Origin of the sequence: Nonomuraea monospora, assembly GCF_039531895.1 — a bacterium.
Lineage (GTDB): Bacteria > Actinomycetota > Actinomycetes > Streptosporangiales > Streptosporangiaceae > Nonomuraea > Nonomuraea monospora.
Map to the genome: position 1 here is coordinate 206,863 of NZ_BAAAQX010000004.1, position 24,343 is coordinate 231,205.

At 71.6% G+C, this 24,343-nt stretch carries 20 protein-coding genes; 7 read left to right on the plus strand and 13 right to left on the minus strand.

Translation table 11 applies throughout. The features are described from left to right. Window positions 1-48 precede the first annotated feature (48 nt). Entirely contained in the window at window positions 49-792 is a 744-nt protein-coding gene (locus ABD331_RS09960; protein WP_344472890.1) for a hypothetical protein, read from the plus strand. A 10-nt stretch (window positions 793-802) separates the two neighbouring features. On the opposite strand, the gene ABD331_RS09965 is transcribed toward ABD331_RS09960, so the two are convergent. The 6 genes from ABD331_RS09965 to ABD331_RS09990 are packed head-to-tail and all read right to left on the minus strand — an operon-like array spanning window position 803 to window position 9,208. Then, window positions 803-2,014: an alpha-L-fucosidase gene (locus ABD331_RS09965; protein WP_344472892.1), complete on the minus strand. Its 1,212-nt coding sequence runs from the start codon at window positions 2,012-2,014 to the stop codon at window positions 803-805. Beyond that, window positions 2,011-4,281 carry a right-handed parallel beta-helix repeat-containing protein gene (locus tag ABD331_RS09970; RefSeq protein ID WP_344472894.1) on the minus strand — a complete coding sequence of 757 codons (2,271 nt, stop codon included), beginning with the start codon at window positions 4,279-4,281 and terminating at the stop codon, window positions 2,011-2,013. Before ABD331_RS09970 ends, ABD331_RS09965 begins: the two co-directional genes overlap by 4 nt. Then, window positions 4,278-5,654 carry a M1 family metallopeptidase gene (locus ABD331_RS09975; RefSeq protein ID WP_344472896.1) on the minus strand — a complete coding sequence of 459 codons (1,377 nt, stop codon included), beginning with the start codon at window positions 5,652-5,654 and terminating at the stop codon, window positions 4,278-4,280. Before ABD331_RS09975 ends, ABD331_RS09970 begins: the two co-directional genes overlap by 4 nt. Before the next feature lie 3 nt (window positions 5,655-5,657). Beyond that, a complete protein-coding gene (locus ABD331_RS09980; protein WP_344472897.1) occupies window positions 5,658-7,313 on the minus strand; it encodes an extracellular solute-binding protein in 1,656 nt (551 codons plus the stop codon). Window positions 7,314-7,341: 28 nt separating this feature from the next. Next, window positions 7,342-8,241: a carbohydrate ABC transporter permease gene (locus ABD331_RS09985; RefSeq protein WP_344472900.1), complete on the minus strand. Its 900-nt coding sequence runs from the start codon at window positions 8,239-8,241 to the stop codon at window positions 7,342-7,344. After that, on the minus strand, window positions 8,228-9,208 hold the full coding sequence (locus ABD331_RS09990; RefSeq protein ID WP_344472902.1) for an ABC transporter permease: 981 nt from the start codon (window positions 9,206-9,208) through the stop codon (window positions 8,228-8,230). Before ABD331_RS09990 ends, ABD331_RS09985 begins: the two co-directional genes overlap by 14 nt. A 215-nt stretch (window positions 9,209-9,423) precedes the next feature. Here ABD331_RS09990 and ABD331_RS09995 point away from each other — a divergent pair, with 215 nt between their 5' ends. The 5 genes from ABD331_RS09995 to ABD331_RS10015 all read left to right on the plus strand — a co-directional run bounded on the left by ABD331_RS09995 (window position 9,424) and on the right by ABD331_RS10015 (window position 17,010). Then, window positions 9,424-10,398 (plus strand): hydroxyacid dehydrogenase, encoded by a 975-nt coding sequence (locus tag ABD331_RS09995; protein WP_344472904.1) that lies wholly within the window; start codon window positions 9,424-9,426, stop codon window positions 10,396-10,398. 25 nt (window positions 10,399-10,423) lie between these two features. Beyond that, window positions 10,424-11,479, plus strand: a complete 1,056-nt coding sequence (locus ABD331_RS10000) for a LacI family DNA-binding transcriptional regulator (protein ID WP_344472905.1) — start codon at window positions 10,424-10,426, stop codon at window positions 11,477-11,479. A 112-nt stretch (window positions 11,480-11,591) separates the two neighbouring features. Next, window positions 11,592-12,866 (plus strand): M60 family metallopeptidase, encoded by a 1,275-nt coding sequence (locus tag ABD331_RS10005; RefSeq protein WP_344472907.1) that lies wholly within the window; start codon window positions 11,592-11,594, stop codon window positions 12,864-12,866. Next, window positions 12,863-15,169, plus strand: a complete 2,307-nt coding sequence (locus ABD331_RS10010; protein ID WP_344472908.1) for a polysaccharide lyase 8 family protein — start codon at window positions 12,863-12,865, stop codon at window positions 15,167-15,169. Before ABD331_RS10005 ends, ABD331_RS10010 begins: the two co-directional genes overlap by 4 nt. Before the next feature lie 2 nt (window positions 15,170-15,171). After that, window positions 15,172-17,010 carry a DUF2264 domain-containing protein gene (locus ABD331_RS10015; protein WP_344472911.1) on the plus strand — a complete coding sequence of 613 codons (1,839 nt, stop codon included), beginning with the start codon at window positions 15,172-15,174 and terminating at the stop codon, window positions 17,008-17,010. 16 nt (window positions 17,011-17,026) lie between these two features. Here ABD331_RS10015 and lexA read toward each other — a convergent pair whose 3' ends face one another. Then, window positions 17,027-17,686 carry a transcriptional repressor LexA gene (lexA, locus tag ABD331_RS10020; protein ID WP_344472913.1) on the minus strand — a complete coding sequence of 220 codons (660 nt, stop codon included), beginning with the start codon at window positions 17,684-17,686 and terminating at the stop codon, window positions 17,027-17,029. 223 nt (window positions 17,687-17,909) lie between these two features. Then, complete coding sequence (locus ABD331_RS10025; protein WP_344472915.1) at window positions 17,910-18,149, minus strand: phosphopantetheine-binding protein; 240 nt, start codon at window positions 18,147-18,149, stop codon at window positions 17,910-17,912. 57 nt (window positions 18,150-18,206) lie between these two features. Between ABD331_RS10025 and ABD331_RS10030 the strand changes: the two genes are divergently transcribed. Further along, window positions 18,207-19,769: a class I adenylate-forming enzyme family protein gene (locus ABD331_RS10030; RefSeq protein ID WP_344473402.1), complete on the plus strand. Its 1,563-nt coding sequence runs from the start codon at window positions 18,207-18,209 to the stop codon at window positions 19,767-19,769. Here the strand turns inward: ABD331_RS10030 and ABD331_RS10035 are convergent. Genes ABD331_RS10035 through ABD331_RS10055 form a run of 5 tightly spaced genes read right to left on the minus strand, consistent with a single transcriptional unit; the run spans window position 19,746 to window position 24,303 of the window. Further along, window positions 19,746-21,053, minus strand: coding sequence for a nucleotide disphospho-sugar-binding domain-containing protein (locus ABD331_RS10035; protein ID WP_344472917.1), 1,308 nt, complete (start codon window positions 21,051-21,053; stop codon window positions 19,746-19,748). The two genes, ABD331_RS10030 and ABD331_RS10035, sit on opposite strands and share 24 nt — an antisense overlap. Further along, window positions 21,050-22,255 carry a radical SAM protein gene (locus ABD331_RS10040; RefSeq protein ID WP_344472918.1) on the minus strand — a complete coding sequence of 402 codons (1,206 nt, stop codon included), beginning with the start codon at window positions 22,253-22,255 and terminating at the stop codon, window positions 21,050-21,052. The genes ABD331_RS10035 and ABD331_RS10040 overlap by 4 nt, the downstream gene beginning before the upstream one ends. 11 nt (window positions 22,256-22,266) lie before the next feature. Next, on the minus strand, window positions 22,267-22,788 hold the full coding sequence (locus ABD331_RS10045) for a hypothetical protein (RefSeq protein WP_344472920.1): 522 nt from the start codon (window positions 22,786-22,788) through the stop codon (window positions 22,267-22,269). Further along, window positions 22,785-23,267, minus strand: coding sequence for a cupin domain-containing protein (locus tag ABD331_RS10050; protein WP_344472922.1), 483 nt, complete (start codon window positions 23,265-23,267; stop codon window positions 22,785-22,787). The genes ABD331_RS10045 and ABD331_RS10050 overlap by 4 nt, the downstream gene beginning before the upstream one ends. A 40-nt stretch (window positions 23,268-23,307) precedes the next feature. Then, the gene (locus tag ABD331_RS10055) at window positions 23,308-24,303 is read right to left on the minus strand and encodes an aldose epimerase family protein (protein ID WP_344472923.1); all 996 of its coding nucleotides are present in this window, start codon (window positions 24,301-24,303) and stop codon (window positions 23,308-23,310) included. Window positions 24,304-24,343: the final 40 nt, after the last annotated feature.

Sequence of the window (24,343 nt, forward strand, 5' to 3'; positions counted from 1 at the left end):
AAGCATGGCGGCACCAGACCAAATTCTCAGAATCGATCATCAAGGATGATGGCTGACACTCATAGGGCAGGAGCCCGTTCAGAATTCATCGCCGCGCTCAAGGAGCTGCGGGAAGCGGCAGGCCAGCCGCCCTACTCCCAGATGAAGCGGTTGTCACGCGCCGGCGACGTCCCCAAGGAGCTGCCGGAGAGCACGCTCAACGACATACTCAACGGCAAGCGCGAACGCCTGCCCGACTGGCAGCTCGTCGCCTCCTTCGTGATGGTCTGCCGCCGCCACGCCGAGCTGACCGGCCTGCCCACGGACGCGCTCGGCAGCGTCGCCCAGTGGCAGGCCCGCTGGCTCGCCGCCAGGAACGAACGCGCCCACGCCATCGGCTCCTACGACCTCTACGGGACGCCCGCCGACGAGGCCGAGCGGCGTACCACCAGGACCGTCGCACGCCTGGTCCGGCTGGCGGGCGACGGCGACGTGGAGTCCGCCTTCCGCCTGGCCGTCATCAAGACGCTGACCGGGGAGAACGCGGAGGCCGGCTACTGGCTGCACACCGCGCGGCGAGAGCGGCACCCGGACGCGGAAGCGTTCGCGGCCGCCGCCCGGCCGGTGGAGTTCGCGGCCCGCCGGTGCTTCGGCTACGGGCAGGACTACGAGCAGCGCGGCCAGGCCAAGCAGGACATCGCCAGGTTCTACTACAAACTCGCCGCCGACCACGGGCACCCGCAGGCCGTCGAGCGCCTGCGGGCGCTGCGCGCCGTCCCGTTCGGCAAGCTGCTGCCCGCCCCCGTCGTCTGAGAGGCGCCGCTCAGGCCAGGAACAGCTCCACCACCGGGACGGTGACGTCCGGGCGGGTGATGGGGAGCTGCAGGGTCAGCGTGTCCTCCGGCAGGCCGCGCAGGTAGTGGTGGAACGGCTCCTCGGGATCGATCGTGATCATGGGCACCTCGGAGGCGTCGTGCAGGAACTGGGCGTACTTCACCCTGCCGCCGAGCCCGGCGAGGTGCACGTACTTCATCGGCCACGACAGCAGGTGCAGGTAGAGGCGGTCGCCGCGCTGCGTGTAGCGGCAGTCCTGCGGCGGCTCGTACGCCGAGGCGCCCGCGCCGTGGATCGAGCGGGAGTGCAGGCGCATCCACCGCCCGATGCCGCGCAGCCGCTCGACGGCCCGCGGCTCGAACTCGCCGCGCGCGTTCGGGCCCACGTTGAGCAGCATGTTGCCGCCCTTGGAGACGGTGTCGACGAGCATCTTGACCAGCAGGTCCACCGGCTTCCAGTCCTGGTTGTCGCGGTGGTAGCCCCAGCTTCCGTTGAGCGTCTGGCAGGACTCCCACGCGGTGTGGCCGGGCACCCCGCCGGGCGGCATGACCTGCTCCGGGGTGGTGAAGTCGCCGGTGCCGAGGCCCAGCCGGTTGTTGACGAGGATGCCGGGACGCAGCTCGCGGACCATCCGCTCCAGCTTCTCCGAGCGCCATTCGCGCGGGCCCTTGGCGCCGAAGCCGCGGCCCTCGTAGGAGAAGTCGAACCACATCGTGTCGATGTCGCCGTAGCGGGTGAGCAGCTCGCGGACCTGGCCGTGCAGGTAGTCCGCATATTTCGTCATGTCGCGCTCGCCCAGGTCCTCGTCCCGCTGCGGGTGGTAGAGGTCGTTGGGGAAGTCCGGGTGGTGCCAGTCGAGCAGCGAGTAGTACAGGCCGGTGCGCAGGCCCCGCTCCCTGAACGCGTCGAGCATCGGGGCGAGCAGGTCGCGCCGCGCCTTGTAGTCGGTCAGGTCCGAGTCCCACAGGCAGAACCCGTCGTGGTGCTTGCTGGTCACCACGGCGTACTTCATGCCCGCGTTAACGGCCTCCTCCGCCCAGACCCGGGGGTCGTAGAGGTCGGGGTCGAAGTGCTCGAAGTAGCGGCGGTACTGCTCCTCGGTGAGCCGCTCGTACGAGCGCACCCACTCGTGCCGCGCGGCGGCGGCGTAGATCCCCCAGTGGATGAACAGCCCGAACCGGGCCTCGGTGAACCAGCTCATGTCCTGTCCCTCTCATGGACCGCGACTCCGGCGAGCCCGATCCGTCCCGTTCCGGTGCGCTGTATCCGTACGTACCGGCCCGCTGCGTCCACCGGAACCAGTGACGGGCGCAGCACCTTGCCCGCCAGCGGCACCACGGTCGCGCCGGCGAAGTCCGGCGTGCGCGAGACCAGCACCTGGACGTCGGCCGTGGTCATGCTCGCGTCGTTCCACAGCTCGACCGTGCCGATCGCGCGTACCTCGCCGAGGTCCACCTGCCACCATGAGCCCGCCGCCGAGGTGGTCCTGGTGTCGGTGACGGTGGAGCCGTCGATGGCGAGGCTTGCGACGCCCGTTCCCTCGGTGGCGGACTGGGTGGCGGTGCCCGCTCTGGCCAGGTCGGGTGCGAGCTGCTCCACCGGACCCGGCCGGGCGCCCGCCGCGGCGGCGACCCGCAGCGCGGCCTCGGGCAGCGACTCCAGCGCCGTGAAGTTGTCCACCTGCTGGGAGCCGCGGCCCGACAGCGCGGGCGCGGTGGTGTCGGTCCAGTTGCCCGTGGCGAGGTTCTCGATGCCGTAGCCGGCCCAGTTGGAGATCCACTTGTAGCCGACCCGGGTGATCACGTTGCCCTCGACCCTGATGTGGGAGCTCTGCTCGTCCAGGTAGACGCCGTTGCCGTCGCGCTCGGTGTTGCCGTACGCGGACCGGTTGACGTAGTTGCCGGAGATCACCGTGCCGGGCTGCGGGCCCTGCGTGTAGATGGAGCCGCCGTCGTGCTGCTGGTCGGCGACCAGCATGGCGTCCACGATCCGGTTGTTCGTCACCTGGTTGTCGCGCATGTCCGGGGTCTGCGCGACGGGCTGGTTCCAGCCCCAGCCGACGGAGATGCCCGAGTACGGCAGCCGCTCCAGCGTGTTGTGGTCCACGCGCAGGCCCGTCTCGTAACCGGCCCAGATCCCGACCGCGTCGGTGAACTCCCCGCCGGCCAGGGAGATCGTGTTGCGGGCCACGGTGTTGCGCTCGCCGCGCAGCTCGGCCGGCGGGTTGGGCTCGGTGTCGCCGACGTAGACCGCGCCGGACGACAGGTCGGTGAACGTCGAGCCGGTGACCGCCGAGTCCTTGGTGCCCGCTTGCAGGATCACGCCCGCGCCGCCGAGGTGCGCGAAGGCGGCGCCGGTGATCGTCACGTCCCTGCCGCCGTTCACGACGACGGCCGCGGCGGGCTTGGTGTAGTAGCGGCCCGCGTGGTCCTCGGGGCCGGTCGCGCCGGTCAGCGTGAGCCCCGCCTGGGTGCCCGCGTAGCCTTCATCGGTGCCGGGCTGGTGGTAGGCGGCGTGCTCGAAGCCCAGGCCCGCGATCCTGACGCGGCTCGCGCCGTCGATCCGCAGCAGCGTCTCCGTCGAGGGGACGACGGCCTCGGCGAGGTTCTCTCCCGGTCTGGGCAGGTACGTGATGGTCCGGTCCGTACGGTCGTAGACGAACTCGCCCGGCTCGTCGAGCAGCTCGCGGGCGTTCTCGAAGAAGGCGACGCCCGCGTAGCGGGAGGAGTCCACGGTCGTGGTGTCCCAGGCGGGGCCGGTGCGGCCGGTGCCGCTCGCGGAGTTCGTCCAGCACGGCTGCACGAAGGTGATCGTGTCCCCGTCCACGTGGTCGATCCGGCAGCGGTAGTTGCGCCACCTGACCTTGATGACCGCCTCGGCCTCCGGCGCGTCCTGCCAGCCCGCCACGCCGCTCGCGATCGCGCCGGTCATCCCTGTCGTGGTCGCGTCGCAGACGGAGGCCGGGCAGGAGGCGCCGCGGGCGCGGGTGGCCCGGGTGCCGCCGATGAAGAGCTGGCGCGGTTCCACGCCCTCGGGCACGGGAGCCACCTGGAAGCGGCCCTGGCGCTGCCAGCCGGTGATGGGCACGCCGCCGGTCAGGACCGGCCTGGCCCCGGGCGCGGCGGCCCAGGTCACCGTGTGGCTGCCCGCGCCGCCCGCGCCGCCCGCGCCGTCCTCGCCGTCCGGGCCGTCCGGGCCGTCCGTGCTTCCGGGCCCGGAGTCCCGCTCGTCAAGGACCAGCGGTTCCGTCAGCGCGTATCGGCCGCCGGCGAGCCGGACCTCGACGTCGCGGTCCATCCCATCGGCGACGGCCTGGCGGATCTTGTCCCTGGCGGCCTCCAGCGAGCACGGGTTCGGGCGGCTGCAGGCGGCGGAGCGGCCGTCGGGAGCGGCGTAGTAGACCTTGGGTCCTGGTGCCGCCGCCGGGGTCATGGACAGCAGCAGGACCAAGGCGATCGCGCTGTTCACATGCCCTCCAGCGGCGGGTTCTGGGCGCCGTAGAGCCAGGCGCGGAGGAAGGGGTCCAGGTCGGGCCGGTGCGTGGTGGCGGCGGCGTGGGCGATGAAGTCCTCGGTGGAGGCGTTGCCGTCCTTGTGCCGCTGCACCCACCTGCGCATGATCCGGTCGAAGGCGGCGTCGCCGACCTCGGTGCGCAGCGCGTACAGGACGAGGGCGCCGCCGTCGTAGATGTTGTAGCCGCCCAGCGCCTTGGGCTTGCCGGGCGGGCCGTCCTTGGCGCGGACCGCGTCGAGCTTGCCGTACACGGTGCGCATCCGCTCCAGCATCGGCTGGCCGCCGTGCTCCTCGGCCCACAGGGCGGCGTAGTAGACGGCCGGTCCCTCGTTCAGCCAGGCGTCCTGCCAGGTGGCGGGCGTGACGGAGTCGCCGAACCACTGGTGGACCAGCTCGTGCACCATCGTGTTGGAGTAGGTGGCCCCGTTGAACCAGCCGGTGCCGAACAGCGACAGCGTCTGGTTCTCCAGCGCGTCACTGTATCCGGGGTAGATGTGGATGCCGTAGGTGGAGAACGGGAAGCGGCCGAACCTCGCCTCCGCCCAGGCGATCTGCGCGCCGGTCTCGGCGGCGATCGGGCCGTAGCGCTCCTCCTGGCCCTGCGGGACGACGTGACGTAACGGCAGGCCGTGCGGGCCCTCGCCGTAGAGGTAGGCGCCCTTCACCACGGCCAGGCCGATCAGCTCCGACGCCATCGGCTCGCGCTCCTCGAACCGCCACACGTTCCCCCGCCTGCTCGCCAGTTCGCCGTTGGCGGTGGCGACGTACCCCTCCGGCGCGGTGACGCGGAAGGTCCAGGTGGCCTTGTCGGAGGGGTGGTCGTTGACGGGGAAGAACGTGTCGGCGCGGCTGGACTGCGCGGCGGCGGCGAAACCGCCGTCGGGGCCGAAGCGCCAGCCGGTCAGGCCGGCGCGCGGCGCCTTGCCGTTGCCGTGGAAGCGCACCTCCGCCTCGAACGGCACGTGCTCGCGCAGCGGCGCGGCCGGGGTGACGGTCAGCTCCTGCCCGCTCTGGCCGGGGGACAGCGACCAGGCGGCGGGCTCGCCGTTGACGGTGACCGACTCGATGACGTGCCCGTCGGTGTCCAGGTTGAAGGACGACAGCGCCTGGGTGGCCTTCGCGGTGAACGCGACCGTGCCGGAGAAGTCGTAGGTGACCGGGGTGAAGTCGAAGGAGACGTCGTAGTGGCGGACGTCGTAACCGCCGTTGCCGAGGGTCGGGAACAGCGGGTCGCCCAAGCCGGGGGCGCCGGGCGCGGGCTCAGCGGGGGCGGCGGCGGCCGTGCTGAGCAGCGCGGCGGCGGCCAGGGCGGCGAGCTTACTGCGCAACGGTCAGCCCACCTTCGGCGACTGGGCGAGTGCCTGCTCGAACTCGGCGCGCGCCTTGTCGCCGCCCTTGGCCCGCCAGTCCTTGACGAGCTGGTCGAGGTCCCTGACGGGGGCGCGGCCCGCCACGATGGAGGTCACGCGGTCGGTGCGCATGGTGTAGAGCGACTCGTAGCTGTTCTCGTTGGCCGGCGAGTACGACCCCACGGTCGGATCTTCGACGCCGACGGCGATCATCTTGCTGATCGCCTCGTGCATGGTCTTCACGGCGTCCGCCGAGGAGGAGTCGAACAGCGGCTGGGTGGGCGCGGCGACCATCTTCCACGGCACCGTGGTGTCCCTGCTGCCCTGCTCGGTCAGCACGGGGTTGCCCTTGTCGTCGCGCGTGTGGTCGGTGCCCTCGACGCCGTAGTTGAGCAGGGTGTACTCCTCGCTGCCGAACGGCGAGGCGAAGAAGTCGGCCACCCGCAGCAGCTCCTTGGCGCGGGTCTCGTCGCTCTTCCTCATCATGGTGATCGAGACGACGATGTTGTTGAGGTGCGCCTTGGCGGCCTGGCCGATGGGGATCATCGGCCTGGGGTCGGCCTTCGGGTCGATCTTCCTGGAGGTCTGCAGGTAGCCGGTGGGGCCGAGGTAGGCGGGCAGCCCGTCGTAGACGAGCGCCGCGCGGCCCGCGTTGAACTCGTTCTTGCGCTTGAGCCCGTCGAAGCCTTCGGAGCCGGGATAGATGATGCCCGCCTCGCGCAGCTTGCGCACGAACTCGACGGCGGCCCTGTACTCCTCGGTCTCGATCTGGTGGACGAGCTTGCCGTTCTCCAGCCGCCAGGCGTTGGGCGTGCCGAAGAGCTGGGCGAAGATCGACAGCCCGTAGACGCCGCCGGTCTGGGTCACCACGCCGTATTGGTTGTCCTTGGGCCTGGTGACCTCCTTGAGCAGCTCGAACAGCCGGTCCAGGTCGGTGATCTGCGCCGCGTCGGTGACGCCCGCCTCGGCGAACATGTCGGCCCGGTAGAAGCCGAGGCCGCCGACCAGGTTGCGGGGAACGGGGATGCCGTAGAGCTTGCCGCCGACGATGCCCTGCTTCCAGAACACCTGCGGGATCGCCGCCAGGTTCGGGTACTCCTTGGCCGCGTCGCCGCCGAGCAGCGCCGTCAGGTCGGTGCACTGGCTGGCGACGAACGCGGGCAGGTTGTTGACGCCCTGCGTGGAGACGTAGGTGAACAGGTCGGGCAGGGTGCCGCCGGCGACCATGGTGTTGAACTTGGTCGGCCAGTCGTCGGAGGTGACCGGCTGCATGTCGGCGGTGCCGCCGAGGCGCTTCTCGACCTCCTGCCAGGCGGGGTTGTCCGCGCGGCCGGGCGGGGGCGGCGAGAACGTCTGCACCGCGATCGACACCTTGCCGCCCGACATGGGCGGCTTGGCCACGGCCTTGAACAGCTCCTTGGGGTAGGTGAAGTACCCCTCGGGCACGCCGGTGGCGTCGCCGGGCAGGTCGGGGGTGAGTGCGCTGGTCAGCGGCGTGTACGTGGGCAGCTTGATCGTCAGGCCCTGGGCCTTGGCGGCGGGGGCGGGCGAGCCGTCGCCGCAGGCCGCCAGCACGGTGGAGGCGGCCGCGGCGGCGCCGAGGCGCAGGAAGCCGCGGCGGGACACGAGTTCTCTCATGGGGAGCTTTCCTTGGAGGTCGGGGGGTTCAGCCCTTGATGGCGCCGGTGAGCACACCCTTGGTGAAGTAGCGCTGGAGGAAGGGGTAGACGAGCAGGATCGGCACGATCGCCACCACGAGCACGGCCATCTGGATCGCCTGCACCGGTGCGGGCGCCTCGGCGGCGGCCAGGGTCTCCAGCGTCCTGCCTTGCAGGACGAAGGTGCGCAGGATGAGCGGGAGCGGGAACTTGTCCGAGTCGTTGAGGTAGAGCAGGGCGTTGAAGAAGGCGTTCCAGTAGCCGACGGCGTAGAAGAGCGAGATGACCGCGAGCACCGCCTTCGACAGCGGCAGCACGATCCTGACGAGGATGCCGAAGTCGCCGGCTCCGTCGATGCGCGCGCTCTCCAGCAGCTCGCGCGGCAGGCCCATGAAGAACGAGCGGAGCACGACCAGGTTGAACGCGCTGACCAGGCTGGGCAGGATCAGCGCGCCGAAGGAGTCGATCAGCCCGACCTGCTTGACCAGCAGGAAGTTGGCGATCAGGCCGGGGTTGAAGAGCATGGTGAGCAGGGCCACCAGGAGGATCCAGCGGGAGCCTGTCACCTCGCGGCGGCTCAGCCCGTACGCCATGCCGATCGTCGCCAGCATGCTGGCGCAGGTGCCGATCACCGTCACCAGCACGCTGACGAGCAGCGCCCGCGTGACGGTGCCGCCGTTGAAGATGGTCGAGTAGGCCGACAGGCTGGGTGAGGTGGGGAACAGGACGAACCCGCCGCTCCTGGCGATGTCGCTCTCCGTCGAGAGGCTGGTGCCGATCACGCCGACGAACGGGTAGGCGACCAGCAGCACGACGGCGGTGAGGATCACCCCCTTGACGATCAGGCCGGGCGTCGAGGGCCGCTCCATCCAGGCGGGCCGCAGGTCGGAGCGGCTACTTGTCGGCACCGCGGTACACCCCCTCGTGGCCGAGCAGATGGGCCACCTTGTTCGCGCCGAGCACCAGCGCGGTGCCGACGATGGTCTTGACCAGGCCGACCGCGGCGGCTGCGCCCCACTGGCCGTCCTTGACGCCGTTGAAGTAGACGAAGGTGTCGAGCACCTCCCCCGCGTCGGGGCCGACGTTGTCGCGCTGGAGCAGGATCTGCTCGAAGCCGACCGACAGGATGCTGCCGAGGTTGAGGATGAGCAACAGGATGATGATCGGCGTGATGCCGGGCAGCGTGACGTGCCAGAGACGGCGCCACCGGCCCGCCCCGTCCATGGCCGCCGCCTCGTACAGGCCCTGGTCGATGGAGAGCAGCGCGGCCAGGAAGATGATCGTGGCCCAGCCCGCGTCCTTCCAGATGACCTGCAACGTCACCAGCAGCGGGAAGACATCCGGGTCGGTCATCATGTCGTAGCGCGGCAGCCCGACGCTCTCCAGGAACGTGGGCAGCGCGCCCACGCCGCCGAGTATCTGCTGGAACACCGAGACGATGATCACCCAGCCGATGAAGTGCGGGAGGTAGACCACGCTCTGCACGAACCTGCGCACCTTGTCGTTGAGCACGCTGTTGAGCAGCAGCGCGAGCGCGATCGGCGCGGGGAAGAACAGCACGAGCTGGGTCAGGGTGATCTTGAGCGTGTTGCCCAGGGCGTTCCAGACGCCCGGGTCGCCGAAGACACTGGCGAAGTTCTGCAGCCCCACCCAGGGGCTGTCCACGAACCCGATGTAGGGCTGATAGTCCTTGAACGCGACCACGTAGCCGAACAGCGGCCCGTAGTGGAAGACCAGGAAATAGAGCAGCCCGGGCAGCGCCAGCAGGAGCATCACCCGGTCGCGCCAGACGCGGCGCCACAGCGGCGGCTTGCGTGGCGCCTGTCGCCGCTCGGAGGCGGACGCGGTCGGGGGAGCGTCGAGGGTAGCGGTCATGCGCTGGGTCCTTCCGGTTGGCGAGGAAATTAGTAAGCGCTTTCGCTCTCGTCAAGACCTACACCGGAAATTAGTCCGATTTCTCCCCTATCTGCTTGACCTTTCCGCAGGTGAAGTCCTAACGTGCCACCTCGATGCATAGAACGCGCTTACTATCAGAGAGGCTGCCGGTGAAACCTCCGCAAGCCCGGCTCAGACCCCGTGCCGTCCTCGCGATGGCGCCAGGAGTCCGAGAGGAGGTGTTCGGGCACGCGACGCTGCGCAGGCTCGCCGACCTGGCCGAGGTGCACGACCAGGTGCTGCACGAGACCAGCTCGGCCGGCGCGCTGCGCGCGATGGCCGGCGCGGAGGTCCTCGTCACCGGCTGGGGCTGCCCGAGGATCGGCGCCGACCTGCTCGACCGGGCGCCCGGCCTGCGCCTCATCGCGCACGCCGCCGGCACCGTGAAGACCTTCCTCGACCCCGAGGTGCTCGACCGCGGCGTGCGGGTGACCAGCGCCGCCGACGCCAACGCGGTGCCCGTCGCCGAGTTCGCCTACGCCGCCATCGTCTTCGGCGCCAAGCGCGCCTTCACCCTCGCCCACCGCTACCGCGAGTCGGGGGACCGGCGCGACTTCAGCGGCCTGCCCTGGCTCGGCACGCGGGGCATCACGGTCGGGCTGATCGGGCTGTCCCGGATCGGGCGCAGGGTCATGGAGCTGCTGCGCGGGCTCGACGCCGAGGTGCTGGTGTACGACCCGTACGCCGGGGCAGAGGAGATCGCCGCGCTCGGCGGCGCCGCCGTGGACCTCGACACGCTGGCCGAACGGTCGCACGTGGTCAGTCTGCACGCGCCGGAGACGCGCGAGACGTACCGGATGCTGGACGCCAGGAGGCTGTCGCTGCTCAGGGACGGCGCGGTGGTCGTCAACACCGCGCGCGGCGGGCTGATCGACACCGAGGCACTGGTCAAGGAGGTACGCAGCGGCCGGCTGGACGCGATACTTGATGTCAGCGACCCGGAGCCGCTGCCGGCCGGTCATCCGCTGTTCGACCTGCCCAACGCGTTCGTCACCCCGCACCTCGCCGGTGCCCAGGGCAACGAGCTGACGCGGCTGGCCGAGTCGACGCTCGCGGAGATCGCCCGGTACACCGCCGGCGAGCCGCTGCTCCACGAGATCCGTCGTGCCGAGCTCGACCGGATGGCATGATCGTCAGCCACGGAAAGGAGGGGACGTGACCGAGCAGAGCCTGGCGACCATGGCCGATGTGGCGGCGCGCGCCGGGGTCTCCAGCGCCACCGTCTCCCGGGTGATCAACGGCAACTACCCCGTCTCGGCCGCGACCAGGGAGCGGGTCGAGCAGGCCATCGCCGACCTCGGGTACGTCGCCAACGCGCACGCCAGAGCCCTGGCGGGAGCCACCAACAGGACCGTCGGCATCATCATCAGCGACCTGATCGACCCCTTCTACGCCTACATCGCCCGGGGGGTCGAGCGCGAGGCCACCAAGCACGGCAGGCTGTGCATGGTCTCCTGCACGCACGGCAGCCACGAGCAGGAGCTGGCGCTGATCGACCTGCTGCACGAGCAGCGCGCCGACGCGGTGATCCTGGTCGGCGGCGCCTACGAGGACCGCTCCTACGCCGCGCAGGTCGCGCGCAGGGCGCGCGCGCTGCACGCCAGCGGCTCCACGCTCGTGCTGTGCGGGCGCCCCTCCCTCGGCGAGGACGTGCCGACCAGGACCGTCGAGTACGACAACGAGGGCGGCGCCTTCGCCATCACCGACTACCTCATCACCCAGGGGCACCGGCGGATCGTCTTCCTGGGCGGGCCGCCGCACCTGTCGACCACCGTCGCCCGGCTCGCCGGGCACCGGCGCGCGCTGCGCTTCCGCGGCCTGCCCCAGGACAAGGCCCTCATCCACACCGGCCAGCTCAACCGCAGGTTCGGCTACGACCGCATGCGGGCGCTGCTGGCCGATCCGCTCGACTTCACCGCCGTGTTCTGCGCCAACGACACCGTCGCGGCGGGCGCGATGCAGGCGCTGGAGCTGGCCGGGGTGTCCGTGCCCGAGCAGATGTCGGTGGTGGGGTACGACGACGTGCCCATCGCGCAGGAGCTCCGGCCGCAGCTCACCACGGTGCGCATCCCGCTGGAGGAGATGGGGCGCCAGGCGGTGCGCGTCGGGCTGGACGTCGCGGAGGACAACGACTACCTGTCGCCCGTGCAGACGACGGCCGTGGTGGGCACGAACATCGTGGTCCGGGCGTCGGTCGCGCCCCTGCGGTAGCAAGCGCTTACCCCCTTCCGGTGCGAATCCGCCGGTAGAAGCGGGACAGAAAGCCGTAGAAAGATCCGGTAAGCCCTTGACCGTCGTAGAAAGCGCTTACAAACTCCCTCCCATGACCCCCCTCAGTCGCAGATCCCTCCTTGTCGCGGGCGGCGCGGGCGCGGCCCTCTTACTCGCCAGGCCCGCCCTCGCCTCTGGTGTCTCCCGCACGTTCGCTCTCAGGGCCAGGCCGGGCGCGGAGGACGAGCGCCTCCGGCTCCAGCAGGCGCTCAGGACCACCGACTTCCACCCCACCGGCGTGCACCTGCCCGCCGGCGCCCCGCTGACCGTCGAGGTGGCCGCGCCCGACGGGCTCCTGCCCACCCTGCACGTCGGGGCGCCCGACACCCACGCCGACGTCGCGTACAAGAACCCGCGCGCCTACCCGCTGGCCGCCGGGCCCAACACCGTCACGGACCCCGGCGGAGGCCTGGTCTACCTGTCGCTCATCGGTGACGGGCAGCGCGCCAGGGTCAGGTTCCGCTCCGGCGGGGTGCGCGTCCCCACGTTCCGGCTGGGCGAGACCGGCGCGGACGACTTCCAGCGGCAGCTCGACACGCTCACCGGCGCGCCCCAGGTCGAGCTGGTGTCCGGGCGCGCCATCGTGACGGTCACCCGCGACGGCGCGCTCGCCTGGCGCGACCAGGACCACGCCGCCCTGCTCCGGCTCCTCGAAACCATCATCGCCTCGCACGCCGCGATCTCCGGGCTCTCCCGCTCGGAACGTTCCCCGCTGCCCTTCCACCTCGTCGAGGCCCCCAGGATGCCCGCGGGCGCCGGAGCGTACGCCACGCACGGCTGGACCGCCTACCCGCGCACCTACCTCGACCGCCTCATCACCGTGGAGGGCCTGCGCACCAGGGGCTGGGGCGTCTACCACGAGCTCGGCCACCAGCACCAGCAGATGGCCTACAAGCCGAACGACCTCACCGAGGTCACCGTCAACATCTACTCCCTGGCCGCCCAGCGCACCCTCGGCCAGCCGTCCAACCTCGTCACGAACGGCGCGTTCGCCTCCGCCCTGGCCAAGCTCCCCGCCGCCGACTACCTCAAGCTGGGCGCCTACGAGAAGCTCGTCCCGTTCCGTCAGCTCGAACTGGCCTTCGGCGAGGACTTCCACCCCCGGCTGCACCGCCTGGTGCGCGCCGAGCGGCCCGCCTCCGACTACACCGAGTCGGCCAAGCGCTGGGGCTATCTCGCGCTCTACACCTCCAGGATCGCCCGCGCCGACCTGACCGCCTTCTGGCGGCGGTGGGGCGCGCCGATCACGGACGAGTACCTCGCGCAGGTGGCGGCGCTCGGGCTGCCGCAGCCCGGCACGGACCTGACCCGCCTGGTCGAGCCGTGACCAGCCGCCGGGCGTTCATCGGTGGCCTGGCCGCTGCGCCGCTCCTCGGCGTGCCGCTTCAGGCCCCCGACCCCTTCGCCGAGCTGCGCGCCAAGGCCGCCGCCCTGATCACGGGCGGCCCCATCGACCCGGCCGACCCCGTCTTCGCCGCTCCCCTGTCCCGCCTGGACGCCGCCGCGCAGGCGTACCGGACGGCCATGAACCTGTCCGCCGGCCGCACCCACCTGTGGCCCGACCTGCCCCTCACCGGCGTGTCAGGCGACATCGCGGGCAGCTACCAGCGGCTGCGCACCCTCGCCGTCGCCTGGGCCAGCCCCGGCACCACCACGCACGGGAACGCGTCCGCCGCCCAGGACATCCTCGGCGGCCTCGACTTCCTCCACGAGCGCGCCTACAACGAGAGCAGGCGCGAGACCGGCAACTGGTGGCACTGGGAGATCGGCGCCCCGCGCGCCCTGATGGACACGGCCGTCGTCATGTACGACGCGACCACCGCCGAGCAGCGGTCGGCCTGGATCCGCGCCGTGGACCGCTTCTGCCCGAACCCCGACCGCAGGACCAACCTCACCGACTTCGCGGAGACCGGCGCCAACCGGGCCGACAAGGCGCTCATCGTGGCCCTGCGCGGCATCGTCGGCGCCGACTCCGGCAGGCTCGCGCTGGCCCGCGACGGCCTGTCCGACACGCGCGACGCGGGCCGGCACACCCTGTTCGGCCACGTCACCTCGGGCGACGGGTTCTACGCCGACGGGTCGTTCGTCCAGCACGACGTGGTCGCCTACACCGGGTCGTACGGGGTGGTGCTGCTCCAGTCGGTCGCCACCGTCCTGGGGCTGCTCGGCGGCAGCGCGTGGCAGGTCACCGATCCGGCCGTACGCGTCGTGCTGGACGCGGTCGAGAACGCCTACGCCCCGTGGATCCACGACGGCCTGATGATGGACAGCGTGCGCGGCCGGGCCGTGTCCCGGCAGTTCAACCGCGACCACGACGCCGGGCGCGACGCCGTGGACGCGATCCTGCACCTGGCCTCTGGCGCGGGCGAGCCCTACTCCACCCGGTTCAGGCAGCTCGCCAAGGGGTGGATCCGGCGGGGCCGCTTCCTCGACGCCGCGGACGTCGCCGCCACCGCCAGGGCCGCCGCGCTGCTGTCCGACGGCACGGTGGCTGCGGCGCCGCGCCCGCGCGGCCACCGCGTGTTCGCCGCCATGGACAGGGTCGTGCACCGCCGCCCGTCCTGGTCGTTCGCGATCAGCCTGTCGTCGCGGCGGATCGCGATGTACGAGTGCGGCAACGGCGAGAACTACCGCGCCTGGTACCAGGGCGACGGCGCCACCTACCTGCACCTCGACCTCGGCCACTACAGCGACGGCTATTGGCCGACGGTCGACTCCCACCGGCTGGCCGGCACCACCGTGGACACCCGCCGCCGCGACCCCGCCGTCTCGTCCGGCGGCACGGGCACGTTCCGGCCGGCCAACGCCTGGGCGGGCGGCGTCGCCGCCGACGGGTACGGCGTGGCGGGGCTCGACCTGGCGGCGCCGGGCACCACGCTGACCGCCAGGAAGGCGTGGGTGTGCCTGGACGACGCGGTCGTCTGCCTGGGCGCGGGCATCACCAGCTCGGACGGCCGCCCCATCGAGACCGTCGTCGAGAACCGCGCCACCGCCGCCGCCCTGACCGTCGGCGACGGCTGGGCCCACCTCGACGGCGTCGCCGGGTACGTCTTCCCCTCGGGGTCCGTGCCGCGCACGCTCAGGGAGCGGCGTACCGGCACCTGGCTGGAGATCAACGACGGGCCGAGCACCAAGGGGACCGCCGATCCGGTGACCCGCGACTACACCACCCTCTGGTTCGACCACGGCCCCGATCCGTCCGACGCCGCCTACGCCTACCTCGTGCTGCCCCTCGCCACCCGGGAGCGGACCGAGGGCTTCGACGGGGTCGAGATCCTCGCCAACACGGGCGACGCGCAGGCCGTACGGGCACGAGGGCGCTCGGTGGGCGGCGGCGAGCTGGTCGCGGCGATCTTCTGGACGCCCGGAGAAGCAGGCGGGGTTGCGGCGTCGGCTCCTTGCGCGGTGCTGATCCGGCGGGCGGCCGGGCGGATCACAGTCGCGGTGTCCGATCCGAGCCGCACCACCACCACCGCCACGATCACTCTCCCCCACCCCGCGCACCACCTGATCGAGGCCGACGATACGGTCTCCGTGACGACGGGCGACCGCCCCCAGGTCACGGTGGCCCTGACCGGCTCGGCCGGCCGCACGCACACCGCCGTACTGGCCACGGGCCGGAAAGGCTGAACATGATCCCTCCCTACCTTCCGCTCCCGCCGTCCGACCGGGTGCTCTCCCCGCGCACCGGCTGGACCCGCGCCCACTGGGAGTCCCTGGCCGACCACCTGCTGGAGTCCGTCACGCCGTACGCCTCCCCCGGGCGGGCGCAGTACCGGCTGCCGGGGCGGGCGAGCTGGTCGGGGGTGGTGCTGGACGGTCTGGAGGGGTTCGCGCGGACGTTCCTGGCCGCGGCGTTCCGCATCGCGGGCGCGGGCGGGGACATGCCGCACCTCGTCGAACGGTACGCCAGAGGGCTCGCCGCGGGCACCGACCCGTCGAGCGGCGAGTCCTGGCCGGTGCTGACCGACTGCTCGCAGCAGATGGTGGAGGCCGCGTCGATCGCGATCGGCCTGCACGAGACCCGGCCGTGGCTGTGGGACCGGCTCGACGACGGCGTGCGCGAGCGGGTGGTCGACTGGCTGGGCGGGTTCGTCGGCAAGCGGACCTGGGACAACAACTGGATGTTGTTCCAGACGGTGACGGAGGAGTTCCTCAAGTCCGTCGGCGGGCCGTACGAGCAGCGGGAGATCGACCGCGGCCTGGAGCGGATCGAGGACTGGTACGTCGGCGACGGCTGGTACACCGACGGCGGCTCCAGGAACTTCGACTACTACTGCGGCTGGGCGCTGCACCTGTACCCGGTGCTGTGGACCCGCATGTCGGGGGACGCCGAGCGGGCCGGGGTCTACGCCGGGCGACTGCGGGAGTTCCTCCAGACATATCAGCATTTCTTCGGCTCCGACGGCGCGCCGATCCACCAGGGCCGCTCGCTCACCTACCGCTTCGCCGCCGTCGCGCCCGTCTGGCTGGGCGCGCTCGCCGACGCCACCCCGCTCAGCCCCGGGCAGACGCGCAAGCTCGCCTCCTCCGTCGTGCGCCACTTCGCCGAACGCGGCGTGCCCTCCCCCGACGGGCTGCTCTCCCTCGGCTGGTACGAGCGGTTCCTGCCCTCGACGCAGGCCTACTCGGGTCCGGCGTCGCCGTACTGGGCCTCGAAAGCCTTCCTCGGGCTGCTGCTGCCGCCGGACCACCCCGTGTGGACCGAACGCGAGCAGCCGCTGCCCCTCGACGAGCACGACGTGACCGCCGCCATCCCGGCCACCGGGCTGCTGCTGCACGGCACCCGTCACGACGGGATCGTCCGGCTGCTGAACCACGGCAGCGACCACGGCGCGCCGCCCGACGACCCGCACTACGCCAAGCTCGCCTACTCCACCCGCACCGGGCCGGAGGCGGCCGAGCACGCCTGGCCGCGTACCCTCGACAACCACCTCGCCCTCCTCGCACCGGACGGCGTCCCCTCACGCCGCACCGCCATCCGGCCCCTGTCCTGCGGCGGCGCGACCGCCGCGTCCTCGTACGAGACCGGGACGGGAGCCGTGATCACCACGACCTCCGCCGCGTACGGGCCCTGGGAGGTGCGCATGCACGAGATCACGGACGGGCAGGGCTGCGCGGTACGCGAAGGCGGCTACGCCCTCGCCGACGCCGATCCGCCCGCCACCGTCACCGGCCAGGGCTGGGCGCTGGCCCGCCGCGCCGACGGCCTCACCTCCGCCCTGATCGGCCTGCACGGGTGGGACGGGGTGAGCGTGGCGCGGGAGGTCGAGTCGAACGCGTTCGGGCCGCACTCGGCGATCCCCTGCCTGCACGCCGGCACGCCCGGGCTGCACGTGTCCCTGGTGGTGTTGTCCGGGGACGAGGTGCACCCTGGCGCGTTGCGCGAGGCCGTCACGGTGCGGGTCTCGGACGACGCGGTCGCCGTCACCTTCCCGGGCGGCACCTCCGTCACCCTGCCACGCCCGTGACCACACAGACCCCGCTTCAGACGCTGCGCAGGACTGACACCACGATGCCCAGCACCACGGCCTCGTCGCCGTCGATGACGTCGTAGGCGGGGTTGCGGGGTTCGAGGTGGACGTGCCCGCCGCGCCGCCGGTACACCTTGACCGTCGCCTCCCCGTCGATCATCGCGGCGACGATCTGACCCGAGTGCGCCTCGGGCTGCTGCCGGACCACCACGATGTCGCCGTCGCAGATCGCGGCGTCGATCATCGAGTCGCCCCGGACCCGCAGGCCGAACACGGTGCCGCGCCCGGTGAGGTCGCGCGGCAGCGTCAGCGCCTCGTCCAGGTGCTCCTCGGCCAGGATGGGGCTGCCCGCCGCGATGTCGCCGACCACCGGCACGCTCACCAGGTCGGCGGGCCGCTCCCGCTCCGCCGACCGCAGGAACGGGCGCACGTCGATCGACCTGGTCACCGTCGTGCCCCGGCGCAGCAGGCCCTGCTCCTCCAGGCTCCTCAGGTGCTTCGACACCGACGAGGGCGAGCGCAGCCCGACGGCTTGGCCCAGCTCGCGGGTGCTCGGAGGGTAGCCGTACTTCGCCACCCAGTCCCGGATCGTGGCCAGGATGCGCTGCTGGCGCTGCGGCAGGGCCGAGAAGTCCGCGTACTCGAAGGCGTCATGATCGTCGTAGCTGGTCACCTGCGAAATGCTAGGGCCATCGCGGGCCCGCCGGTGTGACGGGCCACTCTCGTCGATCTCCCTTTACCGTGCGTCGGCGGGCGCCGCTGACTTGGCGAGCGTGCGACCTGGTGGCGGGCGTTGCTCACTCGGCGAGCAACTGCGCGTGCAAGGCGCAGACCGCCCGTCGAGGGGTGTGTGATCATGCCGCACACCGTGGATTCCGGCCTCGGCAGAAGCCCTGTCAGGGGACGAGGGGGCGCAGCGCGGCGGTCAGTGACCGGGCGGTGCGGAACGTTCCCGGCTCGATCATTTCGTCCGGGAATTCGATGGAAAGGCGTTCCTCCAGCTCCGTCATCAATTCCACCATGCGCAGCGACGTGAGCCCCGCGGCGTTCAGTTCGGTGTCCGGGCCGAGCTCTCCGAAGCCCATTCCCAGAGTTTTCTCGATAAGACTCGTGACTATTTCATGAAGCTCATCCACAGTGTTATCCTCGGTCGATCGATCACTTCCGACAAGGGCTGATGATCCGTGGCCGACGTGCATCGTTACCCCTCCGCCCCGCCTGCGCGCGGCTGCTTCACCGACTTTTTCGACGAGCATCTCCGGGCCCGTCCCGACGCCCCGTACGTCACCGGCGAACCGGCCGTGACGGGTGAGCGGATGACGCTTTCCTTTCGGCGGCTGGACGACTGCAGCCGCCGTCTCGCGTACTGGCTGAAAAGCGAGCTGGGCGCCCGCGAAACGGTCGGTCTCATTCCGCGGAACGAGCTGACTTCGGTGGTGACGATTTTCGCGGCGGTGCGCGCGGGATATCGGGTGCTGTTCCTCAGCCCGGCCGATCCCGAGGCGCGGCTGCGCGAGCAGGCGGAGGCGCTCGGGGTGACGGCGGTCCTGAGGTCCGCCGCCGTGCCCGAGGACGCCTACGCCGGCGCGATCCCGATTCCGGAGCCGTACGGGCTGCCCGACGCCGGGTCGTTCGCGGAGTCCAGGGCGAACGCTGACGGGGACGTGTTCTACTTCGGCACGTCGGGCTCCACCGCTGCCTCGAAGCTGGTGGCCCAGTCGCATCGCAACGTGGTGTCCAACGCCGAGGCGGTGCGCCGCCACCACGGGCTGGCCGCGGGCGACCGGCTGCTCGGCTGCCTGCCGGTGCACCACGTCAACGGGGTGCACTTCTCGCTGATGGCCACGTTCATGGCGGGCGCGCACGTCATCCTGGCCGACAGGTTCGACCCGTTCGCCTACCCGCGCCTCATCGAGGAGTACCGGCCGCGCATCGCCAGCGTGGTGCCGAGCATCCTGGAGACGCTGACGGCCACGTGGCGGCGCCCCTCGCTGCCCGCCGGGTTCGAGTACTTCGTCTCCGCCGCCGCGCCGCTGCCGACCGCGACCGCCCGCGCCGTGCGCGAGCGGCTCGGCGCCCGCGTCCTTCAGGGGTACGGGCTCACCGAGACCACCAACTTCTCCACCACGATGCCGCCCGGCCTGCCGGAGGAGGACGTCGCGCGCTTCGTGACCGGGGCGGACGTCCCGTCGATCGGGGTGGCGGTGCACGGCAACGAGGTGGCCGTGCTGACCAGGGACGGCGGGCGGGCCGCCCCCGGCGAGGTCGGCGAGATCTGCATGCGGGGCCACAACGTCATGAACGGCTACGCGGGCAACCCGGAGGCGACGCGGGAGGCGTTCGAGGGCGGCTGGTTCCACTCGCAGGACCTCGGCTTCGAGCTGCGCGACGACTCGGGCCGGGCCTTCTTCTTCGTCACCGGGCGGTTGAAGAACATCGCCAAGGTGGGCGGCGAGTCGGTGTCGCTGGAGGAGATGGAGAAGGTGCTGCGGTCGGTGCCGTACGTGCGGGACGCCGCGTGCGTGGCGACCCCGCACCGATTCCTCGGGGAGGAGATCGTCGCCGCGGTCGTCCACACGGGGGACGCGCCCGAGACGGTCAACGTGCGTCCGCATCTGCTCGCCGCCTTCGCCCAGAGTGTGGTGCCGAACCGGGTGGTCCGCCTCGACGCGATCCCCAGGACCGCGACGGGCAAGATCCGGCGGCCCGAGCTGGCCCGCCTGCTCGCCGCGTCACAACCGGCTCCTCGCGAGTGACGCCACGAGCTGGGCGGCGCGCGGCGCGCCGCCGGCCGCGGTCATCCGGTCCCTGAGTGTCAGGCACGCCTGCCGGTACGACGGCTCGTCCAGCACCTGCCGCACGGCCCTGGCCAGCCGGTCGGCGGTCAGCGTGGCGTACACGTCGTGCAGGTCCCAGAGCGCCAGCGCCGCCCCGCCCGCGATGGCGATCTCGGCGTTCGGGAGCTGGTCGCCCGCGCCGGGCACGGAGATCATCGGGACGCCCGCGAGGATGCTCTCGGTGGTGGAGTTCATGCCGTGGTGGGTGATGAACGCGTCGGCGTACCCGTCCAGGATCTCGCGTTGCGGGAGGAAGGGCCGTACGACGAAGTTGTCCGGCCACTCCGGCTCGGCGGCGAGCGCGGAGCCCGTCGCGGCCACGACGAGCACGTCGTCGCGGTCGCCGAGCGCGCCGACCAGGTGGCGGAGCAGGGCCGTCAGGTACGCGCGCCCGCTCGGCGCCCCGCCAACCGGCGAGTGGAGCCTGAAGCCGGTCAGCACGGTGCCGAGGGAGAACAGCACGATCGAACGGCCCGCCCGCCGCGCCGCGTCCAGGACCTCGTAGGGGAAGCTCTCGCCGGAGTGCCCGGAGCCGATTCTGATCTCGCCGACCGACGGGCCGACGAACGCGCAGGTCCCGTCGTGGCGCGACAGCGCGGCGTGCAGCCTCGGCGTCGTCGCCGCGTCGGGCTGCCTGGACAGCGACTCGATCGCCGTCACGATCGACAGGTCCGGCGACGGGAAGAGCACGGGCAGGAACCCCTCGCCCAGCGGGTCCAGGCCGTACAACTCCCGGTAGCGCGCGCTGGCCGAAGCGAGCCGGTCGCCGGTGTGCTGGAGCACGAACTGTTCGCCGAGCGCGCCGTACCCGGGGAAGGTGACCAGCGACGCCGACGGCAGGCCGAAGACCCGCGCGGCGACCAGCCCGTGCACGCAGAACACGTCGTACAGCACGACGTCTGGACGGAACTCCGCGACGCGCGCCGTCATCCGCTCGGTGACCGCGAGCGGCAGCACGAAGCTCTTGTACGCCAGCTCCGACACCCCCGGCGGAGGTGGCGAAGCCACGGGCTCGACGGCGACGTGGCCCGCGCCCGCCGCCGTGAAGGCCCGCCCGAGCGAGCCCGCCCCGAAGCTGCGCACCTGCGCGACCGCCGGATGCGCGGCGAGGGCCTGCACGATGGGCAGCAGCGGGTTGACGTGACCGACGGCGTCGATGGGGAAGACCGCGACCCTGACGCCGCTCGCCGCCGGCGGGCTCATACGAGGGGAAGCGGTTTGCGGATCTGGATGGCGGCTTCGATCCTGGGCGTGCGGTAGTCGCGGCCGTTGCAGTAGCCGCACGCCCGCAGGTGCGTCGTCCTGCCGTACAGGCGCCGGAGGTCGGCCCGCAGCTCGGCCCCCGACCTGCCGGACGTCAGGTCCACCACGTCGGCCGGGTCCTCCGGGATGGCGCCCAGGTTGGTGCCGTTGGCGGAGAACGGGCAGCGGTAGAGCTTGCCGTTGAGCAGGGTCAGCACGTCGTTGACGCAGCAGTTGCGGAACATATCGTCCAGCTCGGCGTCGCCGCGCTCGACGAACCTGATGCGCCCCGAGTCGGTCCAGACGGGGATCTTCGACAGGTGGGTGACGCCGTTCTCCTTGAGCGTCGCGACCAGCTCGTCGTGCTTCCTGGAGTGCGCGCCGTAGTTGGTGATCTCCACGACGACCTTGTCGTGACGCAGGCAGTCGAGGTTGTCGCCGCGCGGGACGATGGTGGCGTTGGTGTAGATCACCACCTTCTGCACCTGCTCGTAGCCGGTCAGCTTGCTGATCACCCGGTGCACGCGCGGGTTGACGAACGGCTCGCCGCCCAGCACCCGGAACTCGTAGATCCCGTCGATGGCCTCGACGATGCGGTCCACCGCGCTGTCCAGGAGGTCGAGGTCGCTGTGCCGGGGCTTGGTGTAGTACTGCATCAGGTTGGAGCAGTCCTGGCACTTCATCGAGCACGCCTCGGTCACCACGACGTCGAGGTACTTCAGGACGAGCGGGTCGTCGGCCGACTGCCTGGCCTTCAGGCACTCCTGCTTGTGCAGCGCGATCTTGCGTTCGATCAGCACCAGGTCCATGCCCGTGTCGGAGCCGCGGAAGTCGAACCCGTCGAGCAGCGCGACACAGTCGTGGATCTCGGTGAACCCCATGGCGCGCAGCCGCGCGGTCATGGTGTGCAGATAGTTGCCGCACAGGAAGATGTGCGAGTCGGCGGGAAGCTCGGTCAGCCGTTCCGGCGCCCTGATGTCCAGGCCGCGCAAGGTCTGCCCCTGCTTGCTCTGCCGGCCGTCGGCGAAGCAGGTGACGGGCACGCCGAGCCGGGTCAGCGCCTCGTGCGCGAGCACGCCGATGTCGCCCGCGCCGAAGAGCACGACGGGCCGGCCGCCGGCGGCGATCTCGGCCACCAGGTCCGGCGCCACATAGGTGTTCATCGAAGCGTTCCTCACTGCCGTAGGAACTTCTGGAGGTGGACGTAGCGCCTGCCGCGCTCATCGGCGTGGACCGGGCCCTGCTGCTCGAAGCCGAGGCCCAGCAGCATGGTCCTGGTGTCGGCGAGGTCGGGGTTGGCCTCCGCGCGCAGCACGTCGGCCCCCGCGCCGGTGGCCAGCCTGATCGCCTGCCTGACGCAGCGCACGCCCGCGAAGGAGCCTTCGGCCAGCAGCTCGGGCAGGACCGCCAGCCTGCTCAGGTAGACGGGGTCGCGGGCGGCGGGGAAGGCGGCCGTGTCCAGCCCCGAGGGGGGCGACCCGCTGAGGGTGAACGACGCGACCGCCTTGCCGTCGCGCCTGAGCACGTGCACGGAGCCGCGCGACACCAGGGCCTCGGTCGTCTCGATCCGCCTGGCGGGTGCGGCCGTCCCCGACCGCGCGGCCTGGTAGGCGTCGCACAGGACGAGGAGCCGGTGCAGCTCGGCCGCGTCCTGGCCGTCCTCCCACGCCCAGGCCGCGCCGCCCGGCCGGGTCATGCCCGGTCCGCCACCATGGCCGGCTTCACGACCGTCATCCGCTGCGTGGAGTCGATCGGCAGGTGCGGCACGCCGAACGAGAGCAGCTCCAGCGGCTCGCGTACCGCGTGGTTGGTCTTCACCCCGTGCGCGTAGTCGGCCGGCACGTAAACCGTGTCACCGGCGACCATCTCGTAGTCGACGCCGTCCACGTGGATATAGCCGCGTGAACTGAGCACGTACAGGATGTGCGCGCCCGGATGCGTGTGCAGCTCGAATTCGGCGCCGCTTTCCATGGTGATGCGATCGGCTCCGACTTCCACGCCCCGCTCGATCAGCTCGGCCGCGCCGGCCGTGCCACGAATTCCTTTCAGTACGACGCCGTCGGAATCGTAGAGAAAGCTCTGGGGGCGGTTGTAGACATTGCGAATGTGCGTGTCGGGATCGAATCGTACCTGGTTTCCTCCCAGTTCGATGGGAGTATTCCCCGTTAGTAACATGAGCCGGACGCTAGTCGGCCCGCCCGGCCGCCGACAACCGCTATCGTGCTCTGTCTGAATGCCCTCTGGCGATGGGGAACTCGTGCACGGTGCGGTGCACGTACCGCTGCCCAGGGTCGAGACGCACCGAGGGGAAGTCGGGCCTGTTGGGCGCGTCGGGCCAGGCGCCCGCCTCCAGGCAGAGCCCGGCCCTGGGCCGGTGGAAGTGGTCGGCCGAGTAGACGCCGAGGCCGGGCTGGTCGGTGGTCACCCACATGGTCCTGCCGCTGGCCTCGTGGGACAGCTCGGCCGCCCAGGCGGGGTCGTCGAGCACGAAGAAGTTGTCGAGCCTGGCCCCGGCCAGGCTTCTGGGCTCGGTGTGGTCGAGCGCGGTGCCGGTCAGGTCGCGCGGCGGGCCGGGCAGCGGGACGAGGTCGTCGTCGAAGGCGACGGTGCGGCGGGAGTTGAGCGCCAGCCGGTGGCCGTCGATCGGCTCCGAGCCGCCGGACAGGTTCCAGAAGGCGTGGTTGGTCAAGCCGACGATGGTGGGCGCCGTGGTGACCGCGCCGAACGTCAAGGCCAGCCGCCCGTCGGGGCTCAGCTCGTAGCGCGCCTCGGCCGTGAGGTCGCCGGGGTAGCCCTGGTCGCCGTCGGGGCTCTCCAGCGTCAGGCGCAGGACGAGCCGGTCGCCGCGCGTCTCCGCGTCGGCCTCCCAGACGTGGCCGTCGAAGCCCAGCGTGCCGCCGTGGAAGTGGTGCCCGCCCTCGTTGCGGTCCAGCTCGTGCTCGACGCCGTCGAGGGTGAACCGGCCGCCGGAGACGCAGCGGCAGTAGCGCCCGACCGTGGCGCCGACGTAGGCGGGGCGGCGGCGGTCCGTGTAGGAGCCCAGGTCGGGCAGCCGGACCACGACGTTGCCGACCCGGCCCGCGCGGTCCGGGACGAGGACCTCGACCAGCGTGGCGCCGTAGGTCCACACGGTGGCGGCGAAGCCGTTCCCCGCGTCCAGCGTGTACGCGTGCACGTCCGCGCCGTTCGTCCTGCCGACTGGCGTGCGCACGATTCGCACGTGGACCTCCGGTCATGGCCTGCCGGACCTG